This window comes from Catellatospora sichuanensis (assembly GCF_007483665.1).
Classification (GTDB): domain Bacteria; phylum Actinomycetota; class Actinomycetes; order Mycobacteriales; family Micromonosporaceae; genus Catellatospora; species Catellatospora sichuanensis.
Genome location: NZ_ML660188.1, coordinates 261,540 through 275,484, shown reverse-complemented (window position 1 = coordinate 275,484; position 13,945 = coordinate 261,540). Strand labels below are relative to the sequence as shown.

The following is a 13,945-nucleotide window of genomic DNA, read 5'->3' as shown; positions in this document are numbered from 1 at the left end:
GGCGCCGGTGAGGTTTGTTTACCGGGCAGGGCCGGTGGGCACACGACCGGTAGTCAGGCAACGTCGTTTCGTACAAGGAGATTTGGTCATGACCGTCGCCGGAATCATCTCCGCCATCATCGTCGGCCTCGTCATCGGCGCCCTCGGCCGCCTGGTCGTCCCGGGCCGGCAGAACCTCCCGATCTGGCTGACCATCGTCGTCGGCATCGTCGCCGCGCTCATCGGCACCGCCATCGCGCAGGCGGTCGGCGTCGCCGTCACCGACGGCATCGACTGGATCGAGCTCGTGTTCCAGATCGGCCTCGCCGCACTCGGCGTCGCCCTGGTCGCCGGGGTGCGCGGCCGTTCGGCCGTCTGATCCCCAACTGAAACCGTATGTGGCGCAGGGCCCGGGACACTCGTCCCGGGCCCTGCGCCGGTCTGCCGCCTCCGGTGGTGTGCCGCCGTCGCGGAGCCGAGCCGGCGTCCTGGTGCCGGGCTTGACGTTAACGCGGCGAGCAGAGGGGTAGGTCAGCAATGTGATGGATCAACCCGTGGTGCTCGGCCGGCGCTACCGCCTTGTCGAGCGCATCGGCGCCGGCGGGATGGCGGTGGTGTGGCGCGCATTCGACGAGCTTCTGCACCGGACGGTCGCGGTCAAGATGCTCTCGCCGATACTGGCCTCGCAGCCGGACAACCTCCGACTGCTGCGCGCCGAGGCACTCGCCGTGGCGGGCCTGACCCATCCGCGCATCACCAGCGTCTACGACTACGGGCAGCAGCGGCTCCACGGCCACGAGCAGCCGTACCTCGTCATGGAGCTGGTGGACGGCGTCACGCTGCGGCAGGCGTTGCAGGAGAATGCGTCCGGACTCGATTGGCAGGACGCGGTGTCGATCACCGCGCAGGTCGCCGCGGCCCTGGCCGAAGCCCATGTGCGTGGCATCGTGCATCGCGACGTGACACCCGCCAACATCATGCTGACCGCGGCCGGGGTGAAGGTGCTCGACTTCGGCATATGCGTGCTCTCCGGCTTCGACGACGGCCAGGACGACGAGCTGTTGGGGACCGTCGACTACATCGCGCCCGAACGTGTCACCGGGCGCAGCGCCGTGACACCCGCCAGTGACGTGTACTCGCTGGGCATGGTCTTGTACCGCTGCCTGTCGGGTCGTCTGCCATGGGACCTCGCGACACCCGCGCAGCGGTTGCGCCAACACGTGTTCAGCCCGCCGGACGCGCTCCCGGTGGTGCCGGGCATGCCTGCGGCGGTCATGGAGCTATGCCTGAGCTGCCTGGCGAAGAATCCCGCCGACCGGCCCACTGCGGCCGAGATCGCCGCCGGCCTGGACCACTGGACCGTGCCGGAACTCCGCGCTGCACGGTCGGCAGAGGCCGACGAGCACACCCGCCTGCTGGCTCTGCCGGTCGAACTCACCCGGCGCGACCCGCAAAAGGTTGCCGGCGTGGCCGGCCGGTTGGCCGCTTCGGTCCGGGCCATGCCCGCACGTCGGCGCGTGGGGCTGTCGGCCGGCGTGGTCGCCGTCACCGGTCTGGTGGGCGCGTTGGTCTTCAACACGGGACTCGCGGACATCGCCGGCGCGACCCAGGTGCCCACGCCACCGGACGTTTGCCAGGTCGGTCTGCAGATCCACGTCGTCGGAGCCGAGTACACCGCATCCCTCGCCGTCAGCACCGCACACGACCACCCCCAGCCATGGCGGTTGACCTTCACCGTCGACGGCTGGCAGGTGAGAGGCGACCGGCCGGGCACGGTCCGGCAGGACGGTCACCGGGCCGTCGTCACCGGGCACGTCGACCTCGCCGCGGGCAGCCCGGTCGCCATCGGGCTCGCGGGCACCGGGAGAGTTTCGGGCGCTGCTCCGGCGGAGTTCGCGCTCGACGGCACCACCTGCCAGAGCAGTGTCAACGTGTTCAGCACCGTTCCTTCGCCGGTGCCCGCGGCCGAGCCCACACCAGTGGCCCGGAAGCCCGTCGGCGCCCCCGAGCCGCATGGCAAACCGAAGCCGAAGAAGGCGAAGCCCTAGCGCGACCGCGCTGATTCGGGGACGGCCGGACACCCGGCCGCTGTGCTAGAAAGGTCGGGTGACCTCCCAGCTGAGCCACCATGTCGAGTGCGACGGCACCGTGGTCCGGATCGGCCTCACGGGTGAAATAGATCTCGCCGTTGTCGATGAGCTGCGCGAGTTGCTGGTCTCGGCGGGGTGTCGGCGGCCGGGACTCGCGGTGGCCGTGGACATGTGTGCCGTGACGTTCATCGACTCGTCGGGGATCAGGACTCTCGTCGTCGCCCGCGACGAGGTGGTGGCGTCCGGCAGCGAACTTCGGTTGACCAATCTCAGCGGTATGGCGCTGCGCGTGCTGCAGGTCTCGGGTGTCTACGGCCATCTCTGCGACGAACCGGCGGAGTGATCGGCGTGGCGGCCCGGGATCCGTTTCGCACCGGTGTTTACGTGCGGCCGCCTGCGGGGTAGGAAGCAGATATCCGGGTGAATGAACGTCACGGACGCTGCCCGCTATGTCGGCTTTCCCTCGGGTCGCCGCCGTCGCCGGTCTTCGCACCCGGTAGCTCGGCGGTCACCGGGACCGGTACGGGCGGGCGGCCGGAGGGCCCATGCTGCAGGCACCAGAACCGTTCAGGCCGCCTCCGCCGTACGCGGCATCGGCGACCTTCGCCGGCCCTGACGACCTTTCGGCGGTCCGGCAGTTCGCCGGCGCGGCCGCCCGCGCGGCCGGCCTGGCACCCGCCCGCGCGGCCGCGCTCGAGGTGGCGGTGAGCGAGCTGGCCACCAATACGCTGCGCCACACGCCGTCCGGCGGGACCATCCGGGTCTGGCCCGAGTCCGGCAGCGTCGTCTGCGAGGTCGTCGACACCGGCACCTTCGTTCCCGCAAATCCCCCGGCCGCCGCCCGCGAGGGGGGCGGCGGCTGGGGACTCAAGATCGCCGCGGAGGTCGCGGACGGGTTCTACCTCCACAGTGAACCGGGCCGGTCGAGGTGGCGGCTGCTGTTCCGGCTGTGACGGGGCGGCAGGTCAGAGCTGCTCCTTGTCGCCGTGATCGAGCGCGGAGCTGTCCCGCATCTGCAGGTAGGGCTCGCTGTCGGCGGGATGGCCCGCGGCGATGGCGCGCTGGCGTTCGAGTTCCGCGTCGAGTTCGGCGCCGAACAGGATCGCCAGATTGGAGATCCACAGCCAGATGAGGAACACGATGATGCCGCCCAGGCTGCCGTAGGTCTCGGCGTACGAGCCGAAGTGGGCCACGTAGAACCCGAATCCGGCCGAGGCGGCGATCCACAGCACGACGGCGACCAGGCCGCCGGGACTGATCCACCGGAAGCCGCCCTGCCGCGCGTTGGGGGAGGCCCAGTACAGGATCGCGAACAGCAGCGCGATCAGCGCGATGAGCACCGGCCACTTGCCGATCTGCCAAGCCGCCACCACCGGCCCGGACAGGCCGAGCACACCGCCGAGCGCCTCGGCCAGCCGGCCGCTCACCACGACGATGAGGACGCTCGCGACCAGCAGCACACCGGTCGCCAGCGTCACCGCGAGCCGGATCGGCAGCCGCTTCCACAACGGCCGGCCTTCGGGCACGTCGTAGATCGCGTTGGACGCCTGCATGAACGCGTCGACGTAACCCGACGCCGACCACATGGCCACCGCCAGACCGATGATCGCGGCGATGCCCGCCTTGCTGTCGTTGGCCTGCACGTTGTCGAGCGCGGCGGTGAAGACCTCCCGCACCGCCGTCGGCATGATCGGCGTGACGTCGTTCAGGACGTCATCGACCAGCCGGTCGTCGAACAGGCCGACGACCGCGGCCAGCACGAGGATGCCCGGGAACAGCGACAGCACGCCGTAGTAGGTCAGCGCCGCGGCCCACACCTGCAGGCTGTCGGTGTCGAACTCCTTCGCGGTCCGGCGCAGCACCTTCCACCAGGACCGCAGGCTGAGCTGGGTGGGACTGCGCGGGCCGGCGTCGGGCGGCGGCGCGGTCACGGTTTTCGCCGGCTGGGCATCCTGAGTCATGCTCCTGCCATACCGCGGGCCCGGCTGCCGCTAACCCGGCCTGTGCCCACGTGCGTCCGGAGGCCGGCCGACGTGCGCCGGACTGCCGCCGTTTGCCGGGCAACCGGCCGGGTACCCGACTCACGAAATCCCATCGCCTGCCGAACCGCCCCGCGCGAAGCGGCCCCTGCGGCTGCGCGAGGCGGCTCGACGGGTGCCGTCACAGGAGGAACGCCATGCGTATGAGGCAGTCGGACCCGGTCGTCGCCGAGCGGGTGCACCCGTGAGCGGGGCAGCGCCACCGTCGGGTGTGGACATGCCCGCGCGCAGCCGCTGGCGCCCGAGCCGGCTGCTGGAGTACTACGCGATTTCGGTGGTCTGGCTGCGCTGGGTCGTCGTGGCGCTGTGGGCGGTGGCCGTGGCGGCGTCGGTGCTGTACCTGCCGGCCATCGGCCACGGCGGCAGCGACCTCGGACAACTGGTGTCGGCCGACAACGCCGCGGTGCGCAGCGAGGTCCGCTCCTTCGAGAAGTTCGGGTTTCCGCTGCTGAGCCGGGTCTCGGTGGTGCAGCGCAACCCCGACGGACTGCCCCTGTCGGTGCAAGCCGAAGCGGTCGCCCGCGCCCGCGACGTGACGGAGGGCAGGTTTCCCGACGCCGCGCCCATCCTCGCCGCCGTGCCGGTGACCAACACACTGCAGCTGATGCCGGGCTCGCAGGAGAACGGCACGACCGTCATCACCATGCTGTTCACCGCACCCGACGTCACCTTCGCCGGCCAGCTGGCCGCCGCCGAGAAGTTCGTGGCGGCACACTACGACGCCGACGACGCCGTCGTCGGGGTGACCGGTTCGGTTCCGGCCCGGGTCGAGCAGGGCGACCTCGTACTGTCGACACTGCCCTGGCTGGAGGCGGTGACCGTCGCGGCCGTGTTCCTCATCGTCGCGATCGCGTTCCGCTCGCTCATCGCGCCGTTGCTCGCCCTGGGCGTGGCCGGGGTCGCGATCGTGCTCACCCTGCACGTCGGCGGCGCGCTCGCCGACCGGCTCGGGGTGCCGGTGCCGCAGGAGACCCAGCCGCTGCTGGTGGCGCTGCTGCTCGGCGTGGTCACCGACTACGTCGTCTTCTACCTGGCCGCGGTCCGCACCCAGCTCGCCTCCGGTGCGGGCAGGCTGGAGGCGGCAGAGCACGCGACCGCCCGGTTCACCCCCATCATCGCCACCGCCGGCGCGACCGCCGCCGCCGGCACCGGCGCGCTGGTGGTCGCCGGATCGGCGGCGTTCCGGGCGTTCGGGCCCGGCATGGCGCTGGCCGTGCTCATCGGCATGGTCGTGGCGGTCACCCTCGTGCCCGCGCTGCTGGCCATCCTGGGGCGCGCGGTGCTGTGGTCGCCGCGGCGCGGCGCGTCCACCGAACCCGTCGCGGCACCGGAGGTCGGCAGCGGGCGCTGGTCACGGCTGCTGACCCGGCCCTGGGTCGCCGCACCCGTGCTGCTGCTGTGCGTCGGCGGCCTGGTCGCGGCCGCGCTGCCCGTGCGTGACCTCGCCCTGGGCGTGTCGTTCGTAGAGGCGCTGCCCGCCGACCACCCGACCCGCCAGGCCGCCGCCCAGGCCCAGACCGGATTCGCCGAGGGCATCCTGTCACCGACCGAACTGCTCCTGGAAGGCCCGGGAGTGGCCGCGAAGGAGAAGGAACTCGACGGCCTGCAGCAGGCGCTGCGGAAGGTGCCCGGGGTGGCCGCCGTGCTCGGACCCGGCGACGACATCGTCCCGCAGGACCTGCACGTGTTCCGCACTCCCGACGACACCGCGGCACGCTACCTGCTGATCCTGTCCGACGAACCGCTCGGCGCCCGCGCCGTGCAGACCCTGTCCCGGCTGCAGCAGGACCTCCCCGGCCTCGTGCGGGCCGTGGGGCTGACCGACGTGCAGACGAGCCTCGGCGGCGACACCGCCATCGCGCAGCTCATCGTCGACCAGACCAAGCAGGACCTCGGTCGTATCGCGCTCGCGGCACTCGTCGCGAATCTGCTGTTCCTCATGCTGTTCCTGCGTGCACTGGTGGCACCCATCGGCCTGCTCGCCTGCAGCGTGCTCGCCATCGGGGCCACGCTCGGGGCGACCACTTGGCTGTTCCAGGACGTCCTCGGCGCCGACGGACTGACCTTCTACGTACCGTTCGCCGCCGCGGTGCTGCTGGTCGCGCTGGGCTCGGACTACAACATCTTCGGCATCGGCCCGGCCTGGAAGGAGGCCCGCGGACGCCCGTTGCGCGAAGCGCTCGCGATCACGCTGCCGCAGTCGGCGCACGCGATCCGCATCGCCGCGTTCACCCTCGCGGTCAGTTTCGGCCTGCTGGCTCTGGTGCCGCTGCGCCCGTTCCGGGAACTCGCGTTCGCGTTGTCGGTGGGCATCCTCATCGACGCGTTCATCGTCCGGTCGATTCTCGCCCCCGCGCTGCTGACGGTGCTCGGATCGGCCAGCGAATGGCCGGGCCGCCGACTGTTCGGCCGGTTCGCCGCGCTGCGCCGCCCGCCCGCGGCGCCACTGCCGGGCGACGAGCCGGCGAGCGCCGCCGCGACCGAATGACCGCCACTGCATAAGGAGCGGGCGGCCGGGTATCGGTCCGCCATCACCACACCTCGAAGGGGAGACGACATGCCAAGCAAGGACGACGCCATCGCCGGCGCGCAGGACGCGCTCAATACGGCCTCCGCCGCCGTCGCCGAGAAGGCGGCGGAGGCCAAGCAGGCGGCGATCGACACCGGACACGCCCTGGCCGCCGGTGCCGGCGAGCTCAAGGCCAACGTCAGCCACACCGCGGTGGCGGCGAAGGACGCGGCCACGGAAGCCCTGTCGGCGGTCAACGAGCGGATTCCGCACACGGCCGACGAGTGGGAGAGCGCCGGACGCGACCTGTTGGCCAGCATCCGCCGCAACCCCACGCCGTGGGCCACCGGGGCCGCTGTGTTCCTCATCGGCTGGCTGATCGGCCGGAACTCGGCCGGGTCGAAGAAGTAGCCGCAGATGTCGGGTACGGAGATCGCGGCGCTGGTCGCCTCGGGAGCTTTCGCGATGCTCGTGCTGGTGCTCGCGGTGCCGATCCTGCGGCTGCGGCGCACCGTCGACGCGACCACCGACATGATCCGTGAGGTCACCGCGAAGACGGGTCCGCTGCTGGACAACGTCAACAACACCGTCGACGGTGTGAACACCACCGTCGGGCAGGTGCAGACCACACTGGACGGCATCAACCTCCAGCTGGTCCGGGTCGACGCGGTGACCGGGCCGCTGTCGGCGGCCGCGGCGAACATCGCCAAGGTCGCGAACACGGTCACCGAGGCGTCGGCGACGCCGCTGGGCAAGGCCGCCGCGCTGGCCTTCGGTATCCGCCGCGCCGTGGCGGCGCGATCCCACCGGCAGTGACGTGATGGGCCGGGCCCGGCACACGGGTCCGGCCACGCGCTTTCCCCGTGCCGGCGGTCCCTCCGCTGCGGGCCCGTGGGCCGCCGAAGGCCGGCGAAGTCCTGTGCCGCGAAATCGGTTGTGCCGAAGGCGTCGTCGAGTCCGCTCCGGACCTCGCTGACGCCTTCGTTGTGCTGCAATGGTGTCCGTGCGGTCAGGTCAGGTGGCGTCGGCGGCCGTTGGAGCATGCCGATGAGCGGTGTCTACGACAGCGCCGAACTGGCTCGTGGCTATGCCTTCGACCGGCCCGCGGTGCATCACCGCCTGCTGGCCGCCTCGGGCGTGACCGGCACGGCCCGGCGAGCGCTGGACGTCGGCTGCGGCGCCGGGGTGTCGACCGCCGCGCTGCGGCCGCTGGCCGCACAGGTGATCGGGGTCGAACCGGCGGCCGCCATGCTCGCCCATCGCGAGGCGGTCGCGCCCGGCGCGTCGTTCGCCGTCGCCCGGGCCGAGGCGCTGCCGTTCCCCGACTCGTCGTTCGACCCGGTCACGGCGGCCGGCGCGCTCAACTACACCGACCTGGCCCGGTCGCTGCCACAGCTGCGGCGTGTGCTCACCCCGGCGGGCCGACTGGTCGTGTACGACTTCAGCGAGGCGCGCAATGCTGCGGAGGGGCCGGCGCTGAGCGATTGGTTCGCCCGCTTCGAGCAGCGGTTTCCCTGGCCGCCGGGGTGGCGGCCGCTCGATCCGCGCGACCTGCCCGGAACCGAGCCCGGCCTGCGGCTGCTGGAGTCGCGGCACCAGGTGGTGGCACTGCCGATGACCAGGCAGACCTATCAGCGGTATGCGCTCAGCGAGGTCAACGCCGACTGGGCCGTCCGCGCCGATGTCCGTGCCCGGGGCGAGGCTCGGGGCTGGTGCGAGCAGACTCTCGCCGACGTTTTCGGGGCAGGGGAGCTGACCGTGCTGTTCCGAGGCCACGTCGCGACGTTCGTCCGCGCCAGCTAGTGTGCCGTCTCGCAATGGGATGGCGGCCAGGGCCGAGTACGGTCATGTCGATCGCGCTAACGTGAGACCGTGATCGTCGACTACGACTCGGCCTGGCCGGCCATGGCGGAAGCGGCCATGACCGAACTCCGTGCGGCACTGCCCCGCGTCATCCTGGAGATCGAGCACATCGGCTCGACCGCCGTTCCCGGCCTCGCCGCGAAGCCGGTGATCGACCTGATGGCCGCGGTGACCTCATTGGACTGCGTGGACGACGCCGCTGTCGAGCGACTCGGTTATCGGCGCCACCACAACGGCATGGAAGATCGGCTCCTCTACGTCCGTGAGCGGGACGAGCACCGTACGCACATCCTGCACGTCGTGACCCTGGAGAGTTGGCCCACGCGCAACCAGCGCATCCTGCGCGACCATCTCCGCAGGCACTCCGCCGACGCGGAGCGGTACGCGCGGCTCAAACGGGAGATCGCCGGGCTGCCCGGCTACTCCGGTCACAAGACCGCACTGGTTCAGGAGCTCACCGATCTGGCCCGGGCCGAACGCGGACTTCCCTCTGTCCCGGTCTGGGAGAAAGGGCGCTGATCCGCCCGGGACACTAGCCGTCGTCGGATCGGGCGGCTTTCGTCTGTGCGGCGCTACCTCGCCGCCGGCCCGACACGCTGAGGCGGGCCCGGAGCGTGGCGGCGAGGTCGCCCGCCGCGATCAGCTGTTCGTGCGTGAGCGCGTCGACGAACAGTTCCCGTACGGCACTCAGGTGCGGCACCGTGGCCTGCCGGAACGACTGAAGGCCGGTGGGGGTCAGCACGATCTCGGCACCGCGGCTGTCGGCGGCGCACTCCTCGCGGCGGATGAGGTCGCGGCGCTCCATCCGGCCCAGGTGATGCGAGAGGCGGCTGCGTTCCCAGTCGATGTGGGACGCGAGGTCGGAGGAGCGCATCCGGTGTCCTTCGGCCTCGCTGAGGGCGAGCAGCACCGCATAGTCGCCCGACGACAGGGAGGACTCGCTCTGCAGGCGTGCGGTGAGCTCGGATCTGAGGGTTTCGGCCGTCTCGATGAAGTCCCGCCAGATCCGCAGCTCTTCGGTGGTGGGCAGCCGGCGTGCCCGGCGTGGCCGTGGTGTGTCCTGCATCATTCCGCCTCCGATTGACATGTCAATCATACCGGCCTACATAATTGACATGTCAATCAGCCGCGCTCGGTGTGCGGCCGGGACCGGGGCAGGGGAGACCATGACGACCGAAGGATTCGAACTGGGCCTCAATTCGTTCGGGGAGCTGGCCACCGACGGCGACCGGGTGCTGAGTGACGCCGAGACCGTGCGGCTGATCGTCGAGGAGGCGCAGCTCGCCGACTCGGTCGGCCTCGACGTGTTCAGCGTTGGCGAGCACTACCGGGAAGGCTTCACCGACTCCGCGACGCCCGTGCTGCTCGCGGCCATCGCGCGAGCCACCGAGCGGATCCGGCTCGGCACCTCCGTCACCGTGCTGAGCACCAACGACCCCGTGCGGCTCTACCACGAGTTCTCGACGCTGGACGCCGTGTCCGGCGGCCGCGCCCAGCTCGTCCTCGGCCGGGCCTCGGCGGCCGAGTCGTTCCCGCTGTTCGGCTACGACCTGGCTGACTACGAGCGCCTGTTCGAGGAGAAGCTCGACCTGTTCATGCGGCTCCAGCGCCAGGACACCGTCACCTGGTCGGGCACCGTGCGCAGCCCGCTGACCGCGCAGCGGCTGCACCCCCGGATGCCCGAGGGAGGCATCCCCACCTGGATCGGCGTGGGCGGCAGCCCGAACTCGGTGCTGCGCGCCGCCCGCCACGGACTGCCGCTCATGATGGCGATCATCGGCGGCCGGCCCCAGCGGTTCGCCGGCAACGTCGAGCTCTATCTGCGCGCCCTTGACGAGTTCGGGCATCCCGCGTTGCCGATCGGGCAGCACTCGCTCGGCCTGGTCGCCGACACCGACGAAGAGGCCGTCGAGACCTGGTGGCGCCACTGGCAACCGGTCGTCGCGCAGCTCGCCCGTGAACGCGGCTTCTACCAGCCGACCCGCGAACGCTACGAGACCGAACTCGACGGCGGAGCGCTGTTCGTCGGCTCGCCCGAGACGGTCGCGCAGAAGATCGCCACCATGGCCCGCGACCTGCGGATCAGCCGTTTCGACCTCAAGTACGACATCATGCGCCTGCCCCGCGAGGCCCGCGCCCGCAGCATCGAGCTGTTCGGCCGTGAAGTCGCCCCGCGGGTGCGGGAACTGCTCACGAAGGAGCCCACCCATGTCTGATCCCGTGTTCGGCCTCGACACCTTCGGCGACGTGCCGGACGACGACTCCGGCCGACCGGTTTCGTACGCCGCCGCGATTCGGCAGGTCGTCGACGAAGCCGTGCTCGCCGACGAACTCGGCGTCGACGCCATCGCCGTCGGCGAGCACCACCGGCCGGAGTACTCGGTGTCGACCCCGGAGACGGTGCTGGCCGGCATCGCGACACGCACCTCGCGCATCCGCCTCGGTTCCGGAGTGACCGTGCTCAGCTCCGACGACCCGGTCCGGGTGTTCCAGCGCTTCGCCACGGTCGACGCCCTGGCGCACGGCCGGGCCGAGGTCATCCTCGGCCGTGGCTCGTTCACAGAGTCGTTCCCACTGTTCGGCTACGACCTGGCCGACTACGAGGTGCTGTTCGAGGAGAAGATCGACCTCTTCGTCAAGCTGCTCGACGAGCAGCCGGTGACCTGGAGCGGCACCGTGCGCGCCCCGCTGCGCAACGCCGACGTCTTCCCCAAGACCGAGTCGGGCCGCCTGACCACCTGGGTGGGCGTCGGCGGCTCGCCGCAGTCGGTGGTGCGCACCGCACGCTACGGCCTGCCGCTCATGCTCGCGATCATCGGCGGGCAGCCCAGCCGGTTCGCCCCCTACATCGACCTGTACCGGCGCGCCGCCGGCCAGCTCGGCACCACCGCGCACCCGGTCGGCATGCACTCACCCGGCTTCGTCGCCGACACCGACGAGCAGGCCAAGGAGATCTTCTGGCCGCACTACCGGGTCATTCGCGACCGGATCGGCGCCCTGCGCGGCTGGCCGCCGATCCGCCGCGCCGAATTCGACGCCGAGGTCGAGCACGGGTCCCTCTACATCGGCTCGCCGGAGACCGTCGCCCGCAAGATCGCCCGTACGGTCGGCGCGCTCGGCGTCGGCCGGTTCGACCTCATCTACACCGCGGGCGCGCAGCCGGTGAGCGCCCGCCTGCGCGCCGTCGAGCTGTACGGCGCGAAGGTGATCCCCATGGTCCGCGACATGCTCGCCGGCTGACCCGTCGGCAGGCCCAGACACCGAAGGACACGACATGGACGACACCCCTCAAGCAGGTCCCCGGACCCTCGGCATCCTCGGCGCGGGCAAACTGGGCACGGTCCTCGGCCGGCTCGCCCTGGCCGCCGGGTACCGGGTGCTCATCGCTGGCTCCGGCGACCCCGCGAAGATCGCGCTGACCGTGGAGGTGCTCACCCCCGGCGCGACCGCCGCCACCGCCGCCGACGTGGCGGCCCGCGCCGACATCGTCGTGCTCGCCCTGCCGCTCGGCAGGTACCGCAGCATCGCCGCGGACGCGCTGCGCGGCAAGCTCGTCGTCGACGCCATGAACTACTGGTGGGAGATCGACGGCAGCCGCGACGACCTCACCGATCCGCGTACGTCCTCCAGCGAGACGGTGCAGGCGTTCCTGTCCGGGGCTCGCGTCGTGAAGGCGTTCAACCACGTGGGCTACCACGACATCGAGGACCAGGCCCGGCCCGCAGGCGTTGCCGGACGCACCGCCGTCGCGATCGCGGGCGACGGCCCGGCCGACGTGGCCGCGGTCGCCGCGCTGGTCGATGCGCTCGGCTTCGACCCGGTCGTCGCCGGTCCGCTGGCCGAAGGCGTACGTTTCGAACCGGGCACCGAACTCTTCGGCGCCGATGTCGAGGCGGCCGAGGTGCGCGCCCGCCTCGACCGTTTCCCGGAATCGGAGCGCGGACACGCGGTCGCCCAGGCGCGCGGGCAGCTGCCGACCACGGACCCCGCGCTGTCTCCGCGCGGAGCCTGACGCCACTGCGCTCACCTGTTAATGCAGGCACGGCCGCCGGAAACAGGCAGGCGAGATCGTGCCGGGGTGGTTAAGGTCGCCGGGTGCTGCCGCAAGAACATCTGATCACCCGTGTCCGGGAACTCTGTCTCGGCGACGAGGATCTCGTCGCCGCACTCACCTACGGCTCGTTCGCGCAAGGCGTGGGCGACGCCCACAGCGATGTCGAGTTCTGGCTGTTCTTCGGGGCGGATCAGGCCGAGGTGCTCGATCATCGGGCCTGGCTCGACCGGATCGGGCCCATCCGGCACCTGATCGTCAACGAGTTCGGCTCCCACGCAACTGGCTCATCCTGGCCCACCACGTCGCGCAGCGTGGCGAGCTGCTGCGCGCCGTCGATGCGCTGTCACACGCCCAGCGGTATCTGCTCTGGATGGCCCGCCTCGCCGAAGGCCGGACCGAGCACTGGCTGACACCGTCACGCCGGGCGGAGACCGACCTCGGCGCCGAGGTGGTCGGCGTGCTACGCCGCACCGTCACCGTCACCGTCACCGTCACCGTGGCCGAAGCCGACGCGGTCGCCGGGGCGGTCGCCGCCGCCTGGACTTGCGGCCGCGACTACTGGGTCACGCTGGCCGACCGAGCCGGCTGCGAGGTTCCCACCGAACTGTTCGCCGAGCTCGACACGGTGACGGCGACCGCGTGAACCGACGCGCACGTCCCGTCCGACCCGCACCTGTTCACGCTGGATACCACGGACCTCAGTCCGGCCCGGGCGGCCGTGGCGATCCTGCGCCGAGTGGCGAAACTCCGTCAGCGGCCGGCGGGTGCTGGTGCTGGTCTGCCAGCCGGGTGAGGTCCGGCTCGCCGTAGTGCGCCACCATCGCGGTGAACCGGTCGGCCTTGTCCTCGCCGAACCGGCGCACATCGGCCGTGTAGGCGGCCGCGGTCACGAACTTCGGTGGGGTCGTCTTGCTGTGGAACTTGTCGGCGTACATGACGAGCTGCTCCTCGCCGGTCTCGGCGACGTAGTCGGCGGCGGGCAGGGGCAGCCGCTGACGCAGCACGTCCTCGCGGGTGAGCCCGACGCCTGTGTGGCGGGAGCAGAACCGGCACAGCGCCTCCGGGAAGCCGAGTTCGCGCAGCAGGTCGTGGCCGAGCAGCCCGTGGCGGACGTAGTTGCGGTGGTCGAGCCGGCCGTGGGTGTCGTACAGGCGGTAGACGCCGATGTCGTGTAGCAGGCTGCCCGCCCGCACGAGGTCGACGTCGTACGCCGAGCGTCGGCCGTCGAGCAGCTGCTCTGCCACCGCGCAGACGATCCGGCAGTGGGTGTAGACGAGGTCGAAGGCTTCCGGGGTGGGCGCGAACCGTTCGTGCAATTCCCGGATCTGCTCATCGGTGGGGACGGCTGGTCGCCTGCCGACTCTCCGAACGACCATCGGCGTTCCTGACGGTATGGGCTGCGGCGGCAGCC

At 71.3% G+C, this 13,945-nt stretch carries 17 protein-coding genes; 14 read left to right on the top strand and 3 right to left on the bottom strand.

What is annotated here, in order from left to right:
- Positions 1-88 precede the first annotated feature (88 nt).
- The 4 genes from FLL47_RS10160 (at position 89) to FLL47_RS10145 (ending at position 3,022) form a co-directional block, all read left to right on the top strand.
- Positions 89-358, top strand: a complete 270-nt coding sequence (locus tag FLL47_RS10160; protein WP_144120194.1) for a GlsB/YeaQ/YmgE family stress response membrane protein — start codon at positions 89-91, stop codon at positions 356-358.
- Positions 359-521: 163 nt separating this feature from the next.
- Positions 522-2,027, top strand: a complete 1,506-nt coding sequence (locus tag FLL47_RS10155) for a serine/threonine-protein kinase (protein ID WP_144120193.1) — start codon at positions 522-524, stop codon at positions 2,025-2,027.
- Between the two features lie 58 nt (positions 2,028-2,085).
- Positions 2,086-2,412 carry an STAS domain-containing protein gene (locus FLL47_RS10150; protein WP_144120192.1) on the top strand — a complete coding sequence of 109 codons (327 nt, stop codon included), beginning with the start codon at positions 2,086-2,088 and terminating at the stop codon, positions 2,410-2,412.
- Positions 2,413-2,614: 202 nt separating this feature from the next.
- Positions 2,615-3,022: an ATP-binding protein gene (locus tag FLL47_RS10145; protein WP_144120191.1), complete on the top strand. Its 408-nt coding sequence runs from the start codon at positions 2,615-2,617 to the stop codon at positions 3,020-3,022.
- A gap of 12 nt (positions 3,023-3,034) precedes the next feature.
- Here FLL47_RS10145 and FLL47_RS10140 read toward each other — a convergent pair whose 3' ends face one another.
- On the bottom strand, positions 3,035-4,030 hold the full coding sequence (locus FLL47_RS10140) for a YihY/virulence factor BrkB family protein (RefSeq protein ID WP_144120190.1): 996 nt from the start codon (positions 4,028-4,030) through the stop codon (positions 3,035-3,037).
- Between the two features lie 295 nt (positions 4,031-4,325).
- On the opposite strand from FLL47_RS10140, the gene FLL47_RS10135 reads away from it, so the two are divergent.
- The 5 genes from FLL47_RS10135 (at position 4,326) to FLL47_RS10115 (ending at position 8,999) form a co-directional block, all read left to right on the top strand.
- On the top strand, positions 4,326-6,596 hold the full coding sequence (locus FLL47_RS10135) for an MMPL family transporter (protein ID WP_144120189.1): 2,271 nt from the start codon (positions 4,326-4,328) through the stop codon (positions 6,594-6,596).
- 69 nt (positions 6,597-6,665) lie between these two features.
- Positions 6,666-7,028 carry a hypothetical protein gene (locus FLL47_RS10130; RefSeq protein ID WP_144120188.1) on the top strand — a complete coding sequence of 121 codons (363 nt, stop codon included), beginning with the start codon at positions 6,666-6,668 and terminating at the stop codon, positions 7,026-7,028.
- Between the two features lie 6 nt (positions 7,029-7,034).
- Positions 7,035-7,433, top strand: a complete 399-nt coding sequence (locus FLL47_RS10125) for a DUF948 domain-containing protein (RefSeq protein WP_144120187.1) — start codon at positions 7,035-7,037, stop codon at positions 7,431-7,433.
- Positions 7,434-7,664: 231 nt separating this feature from the next.
- Complete coding sequence (locus FLL47_RS10120; RefSeq protein ID WP_186315633.1) at positions 7,665-8,420, top strand: class I SAM-dependent methyltransferase; 756 nt, start codon at positions 7,665-7,667, stop codon at positions 8,418-8,420.
- 69 nt (positions 8,421-8,489) lie between these two features.
- A complete protein-coding gene (locus FLL47_RS10115) occupies positions 8,490-8,999 on the top strand; it encodes a GrpB family protein (RefSeq protein ID WP_222106018.1) in 510 nt (169 codons plus the stop codon).
- 13 nt (positions 9,000-9,012) lie between these two features.
- Here the strand turns inward: FLL47_RS10115 and FLL47_RS10110 are convergent, their stop codons facing one another.
- Positions 9,013-9,567, bottom strand: coding sequence for a MarR family winged helix-turn-helix transcriptional regulator (locus FLL47_RS10110; RefSeq protein WP_246157744.1), 555 nt, complete (start codon positions 9,565-9,567; stop codon positions 9,013-9,015).
- A gap of 79 nt (positions 9,568-9,646) precedes the next feature.
- Between FLL47_RS10110 and FLL47_RS10105 the strand changes: the two genes are divergently transcribed.
- The 5 genes from FLL47_RS10105 to FLL47_RS10085 all read left to right on the top strand — a co-directional run bounded on the left by FLL47_RS10105 (position 9,647) and on the right by FLL47_RS10085 (position 13,177).
- Complete coding sequence (locus tag FLL47_RS10105; protein WP_144120185.1) at positions 9,647-10,696, top strand: LLM class flavin-dependent oxidoreductase; 1,050 nt, start codon at positions 9,647-9,649, stop codon at positions 10,694-10,696.
- Positions 10,689-11,720 carry an LLM class flavin-dependent oxidoreductase gene (locus FLL47_RS10100; RefSeq protein WP_144120184.1) on the top strand — a complete coding sequence of 344 codons (1,032 nt, stop codon included), beginning with the start codon at positions 10,689-10,691 and terminating at the stop codon, positions 11,718-11,720. The genes FLL47_RS10105 and FLL47_RS10100 overlap by 8 nt, the downstream gene beginning before the upstream one ends.
- A gap of 34 nt (positions 11,721-11,754) precedes the next feature.
- The gene (locus FLL47_RS10095; RefSeq protein ID WP_144120183.1) at positions 11,755-12,492 is read left to right on the top strand and encodes an NADPH-dependent F420 reductase; all 738 of its coding nucleotides are present in this window, start codon (positions 11,755-11,757) and stop codon (positions 12,490-12,492) included.
- An 83-nt stretch (positions 12,493-12,575) separates the two neighbouring features.
- Positions 12,576-12,944, top strand: coding sequence for a hypothetical protein (locus FLL47_RS10090; RefSeq protein WP_144120182.1), 369 nt, complete (start codon positions 12,576-12,578; stop codon positions 12,942-12,944).
- Entirely contained in the window at positions 12,854-13,177 is a 324-nt protein-coding gene (locus tag FLL47_RS10085; RefSeq protein WP_342780316.1) for a hypothetical protein, read from the top strand. The genes FLL47_RS10090 and FLL47_RS10085 overlap by 91 nt, the downstream gene beginning before the upstream one ends.
- Positions 13,178-13,232: 55 nt before the next feature.
- Here FLL47_RS10085 and FLL47_RS10080 read toward each other — a convergent pair whose 3' ends face one another.
- The gene (locus FLL47_RS10080; protein WP_144120180.1) at positions 13,233-13,910 is read right to left on the bottom strand and encodes an HDIG domain-containing metalloprotein; all 678 of its coding nucleotides are present in this window, start codon (positions 13,908-13,910) and stop codon (positions 13,233-13,235) included.
- Positions 13,911-13,945 lie beyond the last annotated feature (35 nt).

Coding starts and splice junctions, on each gene's coding strand:
- FLL47_RS10160 (WP_144120194.1), top strand. CDS start 89: ATGACCGTCGCCGGAATCATCTCCGCCATCATCGTCGGCCTCGTCATC.
- FLL47_RS10155 (WP_144120193.1), top strand. CDS start 522: ATGGATCAACCCGTGGTGCTCGGCCGGCGCTACCGCCTTGTCGAGCGC.
- FLL47_RS10145 (WP_144120191.1), top strand. CDS start 2,615: ATGCTGCAGGCACCAGAACCGTTCAGGCCGCCTCCGCCGTACGCGGCA.
- FLL47_RS10140 (WP_144120190.1), bottom strand. CDS start 4,030: ATGACTCAGGATGCCCAGCCGGCGAAAACCGTGACCGCGCCGCCGCCC.
- FLL47_RS10135 (WP_144120189.1), top strand. CDS start 4,326: ATGCCCGCGCGCAGCCGCTGGCGCCCGAGCCGGCTGCTGGAGTACTAC.
- FLL47_RS10130 (WP_144120188.1), top strand. CDS start 6,666: ATGCCAAGCAAGGACGACGCCATCGCCGGCGCGCAGGACGCGCTCAAT.
- FLL47_RS10125 (WP_144120187.1), top strand. CDS start 7,035: ATGTCGGGTACGGAGATCGCGGCGCTGGTCGCCTCGGGAGCTTTCGCG.
- FLL47_RS10120 (WP_186315633.1), top strand. CDS start 7,665: ATGAGCGGTGTCTACGACAGCGCCGAACTGGCTCGTGGCTATGCCTTC.
- FLL47_RS10110 (WP_246157744.1), bottom strand. CDS start 9,567: ATGTCAATCGGAGGCGGAATGATGCAGGACACACCACGGCCACGCCGG.
- FLL47_RS10105 (WP_144120185.1), top strand. CDS start 9,647: ATGACGACCGAAGGATTCGAACTGGGCCTCAATTCGTTCGGGGAGCTG.
- FLL47_RS10100 (WP_144120184.1), top strand. CDS start 10,689: ATGTCTGATCCCGTGTTCGGCCTCGACACCTTCGGCGACGTGCCGGAC.
- FLL47_RS10095 (WP_144120183.1), top strand. CDS start 11,755: ATGGACGACACCCCTCAAGCAGGTCCCCGGACCCTCGGCATCCTCGGC.
- FLL47_RS10080 (WP_144120180.1), bottom strand. CDS start 13,910: ATGGTCGTTCGGAGAGTCGGCAGGCGACCAGCCGTCCCCACCGATGAG.